Here is a 12,144-nt window from a genome sequence, read left to right as displayed (position 1 = left end):
CCAAGTAACTGTTCCTGATTACCCAACAACAGGTGATCAACCAAAAGTTACGGTAGATAACCCAACGCTAATCCCTGATGGCAAAGTTCCAGGTGAATATGAAGTACCGGTTACAGTCACTTATCCAGATGGTACAAAAGATCATGTATCTGTGAAAGTAGTCGTTGGTCCAAAAGATTCAGATACGTATGAACCGACAACTCAATCAATTGAAAAACCGTATGGCAGTCATACAACGATTGATGAAATTGTAGGTAAAGTAACTGTTCCAGGTTACCCTGATACTGAAAAACCATATAAAGTTACAGTGGATAATCCAACATTAATCCCAAGTGGTTCAATTCCAGGTGTGTATGATGTCCCAGTAACAGTCACTTATCCAGATGGCACAACTGACCATATAAATGTCACAATCACTGTTTATCCGCAACCAGATGCTGATGTATACAATCCTGGATATAACGATGTCCAAGTGAACCCTGGAGAGTCTATTGAAATTCCTCAAGTCAAAGATGATGTTCCAACTGGCACACACTTTGAAATTCCGAGTGAATCAGGAATAGATAAAGATTGGACAGTTACAGTAAATCCTGATACTGGTAAAATTACAGTTACAGTACCAGAAGATGCTGCTGAAGGAGAGGTTGTTACAGTTATAGTTAAAGTGACATATCCAGATGGTTCAACAGAAAATGTTACTGTTGATGTCACAGTACATGATTCAATTGCACTAGAAGCACCAGTTGTGAACCCAATTGAAGCAGGAGACAGAACTGTCACAGGAACTGGCAAAGAACCAGGTTCAACTGTAACAGTGACATTCCCAGACGGATCTACTGTAACAACTAAAGTAGATAAAGATGGTAATTGGAAAGTAGATGTTCCTGAAGCTGTAACATTGAAAGATGGAGACAATGTGAAAGCAGTAATTACTGATGAAGCAGGCAATGTTTCAAAAGAAACAGTAACACCAGTTAAAGATACAGTTGCACCAGAAGCACCAGTTGTTAATGTAATTCATGCTGGAGATAAAGTAGTCACAGGTACTGCTGAACCAGGTACAACAGTTACTGTAACGTTCCCTAATGGCTCAGTAGTTACAGTCAAAGTTGGACAAGATGGCACATGGTCAGTGGATGTTCCTTCTAATGTAATGTTGAAAGATGGAGATAAAGTAACTGTAGTTGCTACTGATGAAGCAGGTAATATTTCTAAATCATCAACTGCAATCGTAGTAGGCGACAAAGAAGTTGTACCTACTCCGAATAAAGAAAAAATTAATACACCAGAATCTGATGGAACAAACACAATTGATACGAACACAACTGATACAAACAATAAATCTTCTAAAGTTGGAGTATCAACAGTGAAAGATGAATCTTCAAATAAAACAGCTGACAAATCAAAAGCAAAATCAACTGCTAAAGCTTTACCAGATACAGGTAAAGACACTGTTAATAGTGGCGTATTATTTGGCGGATTATTCGCAGCCCTAGGTTCAATCTTGTTATTCAGAAGACGTCGTAATCACGATGACAATAAATAAAACTAAATCATAAGTAGTTTTTAGACCGTACACTTTATTGGGTACGGTCTTTTTTATGCATATAGGGAAATCCCCGATTTTGTAATTTAGTACAATTGAATTTAGAAAAAAGTATTCAACTTTTACGATTAATAAGCTATGATAAACAAAGTTAACTCTCATAAGAGCCCCTTTTTAATTCCTAACACAAACATTTTCTAGTTTGTTTTGACACTTTTAATTCACTTCTAACTATCACTTTTTAATTCATTTTTTAGACACCTTTTTCTTAATTTTATACTTGATAGGAGAATCAATGATGGACTATACCTATAATATTTTTACTTCGTCCGTATGTAATTTTGACTTAATGCACGACAACCAATATATTACTGTGTACTTTGTGATAAGTGGTTTGGCTAAAGTAACTATTGATGAGATCGAATTAGAATATGGGACTGGCGATACATTTGTCACAACACCAGAAATGAAATACTCACAGATCCAAAGTATCGATGGCAGTATTGTTTGCCTCTCTATCAATAAAGTACACTTCAATAAATATTATTTAAGAAATGCGCGTAACATCACTAAAACAGACCAAACACAGCTTAGTATGAAAAAAGCGTTTATGAACTATATTCGTTTTATGTATGAAGAAGATTTATTTATGGCTGATATCAATATCATTAAACTTATTAATTATTTGCATATATACTACAGCGAAAGTGAAAGCTATGTTTTTAATTTCACTACAAATGAGAATGTGTTAAAAGCTGTTTCACACGTTAATCATAATTTTAAAGCACCATTAAAGTTAAGCGATGTCGCGCAAGTACTTTATGTAAACAGTAGTTTTCTTTCGAGAAAGTTCAAAGAGGAGATGCAAATAGGTTTTAATGAATATGTAAGACGACTCAAGCTATATAAATTAGCAGAAGAATTACTCATCCGCGGTAATGAAAATGAGTTATGGAAAGAATATAATTTTGCGAGTTATCGTACATATTTGAAAAACTTTAAAAACCAATTTCACATGAGTCCCAAAGATTTTATCAACCAAGCTCAATACTATAAACGGGCAGAAAATATGATATCTGAATTGATTTATAGAGAAGCTTTGTCCTATTTAGAAACGGTGAACAATTAAAAATTTAAGGGATATTCATCGCTTGCACTTTTTTTACTTTTGACATGCACTTTTTTTACTATTCCTTTGATGTCTATTTATTTTCGAAAAAAATCAGTTAATATAAATTTTGTTCTCTTAAAAAGAGGATGTAAGTAAATGATTTTTAGAAAAGAACACTCAGCATATAGACACAGACACATCGGAGGAACAACAATGAAACAACCCAATCGTAGACTTGATTTTTTGCCTAATAAGCAAAACAAGTACTCTATCCGTAAATTTACGGTAGGAACCGCTTCTATCCTTGTAGGAGCAACACTCATGTTTGGCCTCAGTCATGACGCCCAAGCAGCAGAAGAACAAACATCTAGTACAGACACCACTCAAACTCAGTCTGAATCACCAAAACCTAACTCAGACACAACGTCTCAACCAACCCAAGAGACAAAAACAACAGCAGTCGTTACACCACCTGTAACAACAGAAGCTCCTGCCTCTGAAAATACTGCACCTCATAATCCAGAATTAAACCAAACAACATCAGAAGCACCGACAACTATAGAACAAGCACCACAACCAGAAGAAACAAATCCAACAGCAAAAGACACAACTCCAGAATCAACACCAACGATTGACCCAACATCAGAATCAAATCCAACGATTCATACACGTGCAAAGCGTTCATTAGACACAGAACCACAAGTTGAAGCACCCGTTAATAATGAAACGTACAATGGAAAAATCATTGATTATACTGGTAGCGATTTAGTGAAGAAAGTAGCGAATCCAGGACAAATAGTTGCACCAGATTATATTGATTTTTCACCTAAATTTAAAGATCATGACAGTAAATCTTATTCTTTCCTAACGAACAAAGAAACAATGACAAGTAAAAAAACTACAACTACAAATGGTGGTGGCATTCATGCGTATCTAGGTGATTATATTACTCTTGATGATACTCAACCAGAAGCCTATGTGTATATCAATAATGTAGGTACAGCGAACGGTCATAAAGTAGATGCATTGGTGCATGTCAAAATGGATGAACCATCTAGAAAGTTTCCAACTAATAAAAGATATTTCTTTACTTCAGGTCGAGACATGTTGTCTATGACTTCTCAAGATGGTGGCGGTGCAACAGCTAACATTAAATTCATGTCTAATATCGATAAGACAAAATTAGACGGTTTTTATAATAAGGTTACTAACGGTACGTCTATTACTTCTGTAATAGAAGGGCTAAAGAATCTCAATGATAAACTTCATCCTGTAAGTGGGTTATTAAATATTTATGATCTTGATGATTATGATCGAAATAAAGAAGTAGATGTTAGAAAGTCCGTAACTTTTAACCGAAATGAAATTAACGAACTGTATATTAGTAGTAACACTCTTTCAGAGGCTACAGCTAATTTAGAGTTAAAAGATAATAAAGTCATTATTTCGACAGGTGAACACCCAAGAGGGGCTGTTGAAGATTATCCAAATAGAGTAACTGCCACTTTCAAAGATAAGAGTGAATTGACTTATAGTATGACTGGAAGAAATGCATCAGGTACAGCGTTTCATGTAAAAGGTATCTTACTAGTACCAGTACAACCTTATACAGTTCAAGTCGTTAATCCAACTGGAAATGATGATGCGAAAGTAACAATCACCCAGTATATTCCAACAAGAGAAGTACATCAAACAGCGACTTTACCAAGCAAAATTGAAATGACAGCAGCATTTCCACAAGGCATTGTTGCAAATGTTCAACCTAATACAAATTACTTTGCTGCCACTCAAAATAATACAAACAAAGTGATACTAACTAACAGCAACAATGCTTTATCACAAGCAGCTTTCTATGATAAAACTTATACGCCTTCAATCACTTTGAAACATAACTTAACAACTGAAGATATCAGCACAAGTTCAGAAAAATGGACACGATTAAAAGAATATTACGATGGAAATGCATTAAACGTTCCAGTGAAGTGGTCATTTGATAATGGGACAAAGCACATTGAAAACCTAACAACAGATTATCAAACCGTTGCATTAAAACTCTCTGATGAACTTAAAAAAGAAATTGATAAGCAAATTATGGCAGAAGCAACCGCTTCGATTGAAGAAGCTAAAAAAGCGCATGCCCAAGCAAAAGCAACAGCTCAAACAATCGCTGCCGACCAACTTGTAAGCAAAAATGAAATGGACGGTTTGCAAAATGAAATTCAAACAGCAACATCTAGAAAAAATGAAGCGCAAATAAAAGTGAATCAATTGCCGGAACGTTTAAAAGCAACATTACAACAAGAACTAGATCAATTAACTGAGATTGAATTACCAAAAGTAAATGATGAAAATAACAATTCAATTTCTGATGATCAAGACAAGTTGATAGCAGAGGCTGAGCAACTGTTAAAAGAAACACAAGAGGCTGAAAGCAAAGCGAAAGCAACATTAGAAACAGCAAATGAAAACAATGCGATTTCTCCAACTGAACATGATAATTTATCAGCACTTCAAAAAGAATTTGAAACTAAGAAAAAAGCAGCAGAAGCAAAGATAAAAGAAGTTAATGAGAAACATCAATCTCCATTAATTGAAAAATTGAATAAGCTTGTGGGTATTACAGTTCCTATAGCAAACGACAAGAACAACAATGGTAAACCAGACGAACAAGATGAAAAGGAACAACTCATAGCAGCTTTAGATAATGTTGAAGACTTAGTGAAGAAAGCAGAAGTTGCAGACCAAACAGCACAATCACAATTACAACAAGCAAATGAAGACAACTTAATTAAGCCACAAGAACATACAGAATTAACCGCTGCAAAAGAACTTGCAACATCAACAAAATCAACAGCAGAAGCAGCAGTTAAAACATTACCTCTGGAGCAACAACAATCATTCTTAGACAGATTGAATCTTTTAAAAGGGATTGTTGTACCAGAAGTTAATGATAAAAATGAGAATGATATTCCAGACACCCAAGATGAGTTAATCAAGTTGGCAGAAGCAGCGATTAAATCAGCAGAAGATGCTGAGAAAAAAGCAGTTTCCGAATTAGCAACAGCACAAGAAAACCAGGGTATCAATCAAGAAGAAAATGCGAAATTAACAGAACTTCAAAAAGACTTTGAAACTCAAAAACAAGCAGCAACAGAAAAAGCTAATGCAGTTGATAAGAAATATAACGATAAACTATTACAACAAATCAATGCGTTAAAAGGAATTGAAGTTCCGGTTGTTAACGATACTGATAATAATGGAAAACCGGATACTGCTGATCGTGCCGAAACAGACCAAAGCTTAGCAGAAGCGAAAGCGGCAATTGAGAAAGCAAAACTTGCTGATAAAGCAGCACAAGCTAAATTAGCTGAAGTAAACCAAGATGATGTTATTTCACTCAAAGAATTAGAAGGATTATATGTTGTAGAAAATCAGGCTGACGAAGCAAATTCAACTGCAAGAGGTTTAGTAGAAGCACTTCCAGAAAACATGCAAGCTCCTTTATTAGACGAACTTGATGCATTGAACGGTATTGAAATTCCATCTATTAATGATACTGACAACAACAACATTCCAGACGAACAAGACGCATTAATCGCAGAGGCAAAAGATTTATTAGCCGCAGTTAAAGTAGCAGATCAAAATGCAAACGAAGAATTAACTAAAGCTGAAGCTGATAAAGCCATCAATCAACAAGAGCACGACAACTTAGAAAACTTACAACAAGATTTTACAACGAAGAAACAAGCAGCTAGCGATAAAATTAACCAGATTGAAGAGAAATATCGTGGTGATTTAACGACACAACTTGAAGCATTAAAAGGAATTACAGTTCCTGCTGTTAATGACACAAATAGAAATGGTAAACCAGATGATCAAGATGCAAAAGAACAACAAGATGCAGCATTGAAAAACGCAGAAAATTTAGTTAAGAAAGCAGAAGCTGCAGACCAAGCAGCACAAACACAATTACAACAAGCCAATGCAGATAACTTAATTAAAGCTCAAGAACATCAAGATTTAACTGTCTCAAAAGAAAATGCAGATACAACAAAAACAACAGCAGATAAAGCAGTTAAAGCCTTACCATCAGAAGTACAAACATCATTATTAGAAAGATTGGCTAAGTTAAAAGGTATTACGGTACCAGGCATTAATGACAACAATAATAACAACATCCCTGATGAACAAGATGTGTTGATTGAAGCGGCTAAACTTTCTATTAAAGCAGTTGAAGCAGCGGATAAATTAGCTAACGAAGAATTGGTTAAAGCTAATGATGACAAAGTTATTAATCAACAAGAACATGACAACTTAGATGAGCTACAACAAGATTTCACAACGAAGAAACAAGCAGCTAACGATAAAATCAATGCGATTGATGTACAGTATCGTGGAGAATTATCAACACAACTAGCAGCGTTAAACGGTATTGTTGTACCAGAAGTAAATGATAAAGATAATAATGGTAAAACAGACGATGTTGATCAAGCTGAACTAGAAGCATTGCTTAAAGAAGCACAAGTATCTTTAGACAAAGCAAAAGCAGCAGATTTAGCAGCGAAACATAACTTAACAGACGCAGCACAAGATAAGCTGATTAATACGAAAGAACATCAAGATTTAACAGAAGCTCAGAAAAAAGCTGTTTCAACAAAAGCAGAAGCAACAGAAAAAGTGAATGCATTACCTGAAGCATTACGTGCACCTTTAGAGCAAGAACTAGCAAAATTAGATGGTATTCGTGTTCCAGACATCAATGACGATAACAACAATATGATTCCAGATACTCAAGATGCTTTAGTTAAAGCAGCAGAGGAAGCAATTGAAAAAGCAAAAGCAGCTGATGCTTTGGCAAAATCTGAATTAACAAAAGCAAACGAGAATCAAGCTATTTCACCAGAAGAACATCAGACACTACAAAACTTACAACATGATTTTGAACAAAAGAAAGCAACAGCACAACAAGCATTAGACGCAGTTGATCCAGCATATCAAGGTGTATTGCCTGGGAAATTAAAAGCATTAACAGGTATTGATGTACCAGAAGTGAATGATGCTAATAGTAATGATGTAGCTGATGATAAAGAGGCTGGACTCAGAAAACTTGTACAAAAAGTTGTAGAAACAGATAAAGCAGCAAAAGCAGCGATTTTAGCGATACAAGATGATGGATTAGTTAACCCAGACGAAATCGAATCATTAAGACCTTTCAAACTTGCTGCATATGAATCTAAAATGAATGCCTTTACCGATGTTCATAATCTCTCAGATGGAACACCTTTAAAAGCAGAGTTACTGAGCGTTTTAAGACAATACCCTGATTTAATCGTTCCACCAGTAAATGACAACAATGCAAATGATATTCCAGATTCAGAAGATTTATTAATACGCTTTGCCGGAGATGCATTGAAAGAGGCACAAGCAGCAGATAAAGCAGCAAAAGAAATGTTAGCTGAAGCACTAAAACCAAATGCATTAATTGATGAAACAGAACACCAAGCATTAGTAGCAGCACAAGCTAACTTTGAACAAAAGAAAGCATTAGCAAATGAAAAAATTAATGCGATTCAAGAAGTATCCCGCAAAGACCTGCCACAACAACTTGCGGCATTAACAGGTATTACTGTACCAGAAGTGAATGACAAGGATAAAAACGGGATTCGTGATGACGTAGATCAAGCCATTCATAAAGCGAAAGAAGCGGTAGAAGCAGCAAAAGCAGCTTATAACAATGCATTGACGCAAATGGATGATATTCAAAAAGATAATATCATTACACCAGAAGAAAGCGTAGATTTAGCCAAAGCAATTTCATTAGCAGAGGACAAAAAAGCAGCAGCACAAACGTTAGTAGACGCATTATTATCAGAACCTGTTAAACAAACGTTACAAACAGAACTCGATGCATTAACACCAATTGGGCCGCCACAAGTCAACGATGAAAATCATAATGGTGTGCCAGATAAAGAAGATAGCTTATTTGATGAGGCAGCCAAAGCTTATGAAGCAGCTAAAAATGCAGAAGCAGTGGCACAAACAGCAGTAGAAGAAGTTCAAGCAGATGGTGTGGTAAACCCTGATGAACAAGAACAATTAAAAGCGTTACAAGAAGAATTTAAACAAAAGAAAGCGTTAGCTGAAGAAAAGCTTGAAGCAGTTGAGAGTAAATACAGACAAGATCTGCCTGAAAAAGTACAAGCGTTAACAGGAATTTCAATTCCATCTGTGAATGATAAAAATCAAAATGGTATTCGTGATGATATTGATACATTAATAGACAAGGCACAACAATTAATCAATGCGACTAAAGATATGGCGCAAGCAGCACAAGCTAAAGCAGATGAGGCATTAGTAGACGGTTTAATCAATCCTAGTGAATTAGAAGTTCTAAGCGGTGCTAAAAATTTAGCAGAAGCTAATAAAGCTGCGGCGCAAGCAGCAATTGATGATTTACCAATGGCATATCAAAAAGACTTGCAGTTACAATTAGATGCGATTAATGAAATTACTTTACCAACTGTCAATGATCAAGATAATAACCACATTGATGATCATACAGATGCATTGAAAGCAGCTGTTCAAGACTTAGTTGATGAAGCAAAACGTGCACATGAAACAGCAAAACAACAACTAGAATCAATTCAACAAGATCAATTAGTCACACCAAAAGAACAGTCAGAATTAATTAACCAAGTCAACTATGCGAAGGCAGCGAAACACTATGCTCAAAAAGCAGTGGATATGATTGATGAAAACTTAAGACCGGAATTCCAACCACAATTAGATGCGTTAAAAGCAATCGATGTCCCAGAAGTGAATGATAAAAATGCAAATGGTATCGATGATAACCAAGATCAATTGATGAGTGATGCATTACAAGCAATTAAGGCAGCAGAAGCAGCAGAAAAAGTTGCGCAAGCAGGATTAGAAACAGCTCAGGACAATGGTGTTATCAACGACGATGAACATGATATGTTATCAAATCTTCAAAAAGCATTCTTAGCACAGAAAAATATTGCTAAAGATAAAATTGCTTTAGTTGATGATGCACTAAAAGGTGAACTTCTAAAAATGCTTGATGCTTTAAAAGGTATTGCAGTACCAGCAGTCAATGATCACAACCATAATGATGTAGATGATACGTTGGATCAAACACTTCAAGATTTAATAAATGCAGTAAAAGCTGCACATGAAACAGCACAAGGTGATTTAATAAAAGCGAATGCAGATTACTTAATTACACCACAAGAACAAGACACATTGATTGAATCACAAAACCATGCATCAAAACTAAAAGAACAAGCAACTGAGACGATTCAACAAAGTAAGATTCCAGCAGCAGTTAAAGATGAATTAGTGAATGCTTTAGCGCAAATGCAAGCTATCTCAATTCCAGACATCAATGACCAAAATGCAAATGGCATTGCAGATGATATTGATACATTGCTAGAACAAGCAGAAGCACGCGTGGCACAAGCTGAAAAAATGAATCAAGAGATACAATCTGAACTTGATACAGCAAATGAAAATGGCTTGATTACACCACAAGAACATCAAAACTTATTACAACATCAAGCATTGTTTGAAGGTGCTAAAGATTCAGCACAACAAATTGTGAAGCAATTACCAGCAACTTATCAATCACCATTTGAAGTACGTTTAAAACAACTTCAAAGCATCACAGTTCCAAACATCAATGATCAAAATGCCAATAATATTTCAGACGCAGATGATGCTGCATTAGCTGAAGCAACAGAGTTTGTCAGAGTGGCACAAGCAATGGATGCTAAACTACAGGAAAAAATAGCAACGAATACAGCAGATGGTTTAGTTACACCAAGCGAATATAAGCAATTAGCTCAATTACAAGCAATTTACGAAAATGTGAAAGCACAAGCAAAAGAAAAGGTAAATCAATTATCATTAACATTGCAAGGTAATCTTCCAAAAGATTTAGTGTTGCTCAAAGGTATTACATTACCGCAGATTAATGATCAAAATGAAAATGGTATTGATGATAATGTAGATGTATTAATCCATGAAGCGAGAGATGCGGTAAAAGCAGCACAGTCAGCTGATGAGCATGCTCAAATATTATTTGATTCTACAGTCTCTGACAATTTAGTTACACCACAAGAACAAACATTACTAAAATCTGCACAAGAAGAAGCGCAAATATTAAAAACATCAGCAGAGAGAAAAGTAAACGTATTACCAAGTGAACTAAAAGGCAATTTACCAGCGTTATTAGCACAATTACAAGGTATCGACATCCCAGAAATCAATGACGCTAATGCGAATGGTACAAACGACATCCAAGATCAATGGTTAAATGAAGCAGAAGCAGCGTTGAGGGAAGCAATATCAACAAATAACGCAGCACACATTGAACTTGAAAAAGTACTTTCAGATCATCATGTACAGACAGAAGAACAAGAAGCATTAACGATTGTTCAAGAAAAAGTAAAGACAACAAAAGAATTAGCACAATCAGCAATAGCTCAGTTACCAAGTGAATTAAAAGGCAACTTGATTTCAGAGTTAAACAACATAGAAAATATTGAAATTCCAGCAGTAACTGAAGATAAATCTACAACTTCTCTTGAAACAATTTCAAATGAAGTAGTATCGGAAAAGTCTGTTACAACAACTACACAACGAGAAGAAATACACCTAGAAAATGCAGATGAAACTTCTCTTAACCAGATGGTTTCTGAAACAACTTCATCAGTTGATTTGAATACTGAGAGTGAAGTTAAACAAGAAGTCAAAACAGAAGGTACAAACAAACAACTAGAGCATACAACAGAAGAGGAAGCATCATCTGAACGCACGTCTTTAGAGGTAGAAAATCAAACCGAAATAACACAAAAACATCAGACGTCTAAAGATAACAATGCTTCTGATGAATCAACAAATGAACATCAAGATACTACTCGAGCTTCTGATAGACATATGTATCAAAACGATGAAGAGCGTTCATCACAAACATCAAACAACCCAACAACTAGAACTACACATCCAGAACAAACAGTTTCTTCTAAACAACAAAAAGCTTTACCAAATACAGGTCAGTCACAATCTAACAGCATCCTTGTAGGCGGATTAGCCGCATTGATCGGAGCCGCATTCTTAGTAAGCAGTCGTCGTAGAAAAAATTAATATTTAAACGAAAGTCGTACTCGTAGTGAGTGCGGCTTTTTTGATATCGATTATTGTTAATATCTTAATATCAGCTATATCTTTACCGTTTCGTCTAAATACTCGTAATAAGTGAGACAAAGTAGTCTCGCCATAAAAAGAACCCCATTCTAAGATGATAGAGTGGGATTTAGTGATGTAGTCTAATATTTGTTAAGCGTATAATAATAACTTAGTTAAATTTTTACGTTAAGTTAATAAAAAAGGATGAGACACTGTTTAGTATCTCATCCTTTATCGTAGCGGAGAAAGAGGGATTCGAACCCCCGCGAGCCGTTAAGCC

Annotated in this window: 3 protein-coding genes and 1 pseudogene; all 4 read left to right on the top strand. The window is 35.4% G+C overall.

Annotated features, from left to right (window positions below; translation table 11 throughout):
* Window positions 1–1,546: Rib/alpha-like domain-containing protein (locus HMPREF2937_RS10895; RefSeq protein WP_142351440.1), on the top strand; the 1,546-nt coding region annotated here is incomplete at its 5' end.
* A gap of 298 nt (window positions 1,547–1,844) precedes the next feature.
* Complete coding sequence (locus tag HMPREF2937_RS10890; RefSeq protein WP_070864579.1) at window positions 1,845–2,675, top strand: AraC family transcriptional regulator; 831 nt, start codon at window positions 1,845–1,847, stop codon at window positions 2,673–2,675.
* A 195-nt stretch (window positions 2,676–2,870) separates the two neighbouring features.
* Window positions 2,871–2,970, top strand: a pseudogene (locus HMPREF2937_RS14270) (YSIRK-type signal peptide-containing protein); the annotation flags it as partial.
* 8 nt (window positions 2,971–2,978) lie between these two features.
* Complete coding sequence (locus HMPREF2937_RS10885; protein ID WP_070864578.1) at window positions 2,979–11,822, top strand: GA-like domain-containing protein; 8,844 nt, start codon at window positions 2,979–2,981, stop codon at window positions 11,820–11,822.
* Window positions 11,823–12,144 lie beyond the last annotated feature (322 nt).

It is taken from the genome of Staphylococcus sp. HMSC061G12, assembly GCF_001838465.1.
GTDB classification, from domain to species: Bacteria; Bacillota; Bacilli; order Staphylococcales; family Staphylococcaceae; genus Staphylococcus; species Staphylococcus simulans.
This window is presented reverse-complemented; position numbering and strand designations above follow the sequence as displayed.